The organism is Stenotrophomonas sp. HMWF023 (genome assembly GCF_003060985.1).
Taxonomy (GTDB): Bacteria; Pseudomonadota; Gammaproteobacteria; order Xanthomonadales; family Xanthomonadaceae; genus Stenotrophomonas; species Stenotrophomonas lactitubi.
In genome coordinates, this window is record NZ_QAIJ01000160.1 from 14,278 (window position 1) to 15,559 (window position 1,282).

A 1,282-nucleotide genomic window follows, 5' to 3' on the forward strand; every position below is an offset into this window, starting at 1 on the left:
CCGAACGGCCGGTCCCACAACAGCTTGCCGCTGCGCAGGTCGATCGCACGGATGCCGCCATAGGGTGGCTGCTTGCACAGCAGGCCGGTGAACGGCAGCCGCCAACCGGCATTGACGTCGATGCCATAGGGCGTTCCCACCTGCGGGTCCCCTGCCCTTTCGGCACCGCCCTTGTCCGCACGCATCTGCTCGCGTGGCAGCCAGCCTTTGCGGTCGGCCTCGGCGCGCGACACCAGCCGGTTGTAGTTGGGCATGTCGTTGTAGTTGGCCACGATCACGCCGCGCCGCGTATCGATGGCCACGCTGCCCCAGTCCGAACCGCCGTTGTAGCCGGGGTATTCGATGGAATGGTGATCGCTGCTGGGCGGTGTGTAGAACCCTTCGTAATGCGCTTTGCGGAACTGGATGCGGCAGACCAGCTGGTCGATGGGGGTGATGCCCCACATGTCGCGCTCGGTCAGCGCGTCGTCGCGCCGCAGCGTGTGGTACAGCGAAAACAGCTGGGTAGCGGCGCGCTGCTCGGGCTCTACACCGCCCTGCGGCACCTTGCGCTCTTCGGCCGGGGTCAGCAGCTGGCCGTTGCGACGGTCGAGGATGTACATGTCGCCCTGCTTGGTGGGCAGCAGGATTGCCGGCACCTTGCCGGATGCCGTCGGGTAGTCGATCAGGCTGGCCTGTGAACCCAGGTCGTAATCCCAGACGTCCTTGCGCACCGCCTGGAAATGCCAGACCGGCTTGCCGGTGGCTACATCGATGGCGACCAGCGAGGTCGCGTATCTGTTCTGGTTTTCCGTGCGCGAGCCACTCCAGTAGTCGCCCGCGGCATTGCCCATCGGCAGGTACACCAGGCCCAGCGCTTCATCGCCGGTAGCGGTGGTCCACATGTTCGGTGTGCCACGCGTATAGGTCTGCTCGCGCGGTGGCAGGCCGCCGCGCTCGGGCTGGTCCATGTCCCACGCCCAGCGCAGCTTGCCGCTGACCGCATCGTAGGCCTGGATCACGCCGGAAGGCGCGTCGCGGCGCTGGCCGTCCAGCACCTGATGGCCGGTGACGATGACACCGCGGACGATCGCCGGTGGCGAGGTGATCGAGACGTAACCCGGCGGCACCTCGCCCATGCCCAGGGTGATGTCGACCTGGCCGTTGTTGCCGAAGTTGGCGCAGGGGCGACCGCTGTCGGCGTCCACCGCGATCAGGCGGCCGTCCAGGGTGCCTTCGATGATGCGTGCACTGCACGCTGCGCGGCTGCCGGGCGCCGCGCTCCGGCTGATACGGGTCGGCG

Annotated in this window: 1 pseudogene; it reads right to left on the bottom strand. The window is 67.7% G+C overall.

Features of this window, described 5'->3' with window-relative positions:
- Positions 1-1,282: pseudogene (locus DBR20_RS22860) on the bottom strand (PQQ-binding-like beta-propeller repeat protein); the annotation flags it as partial.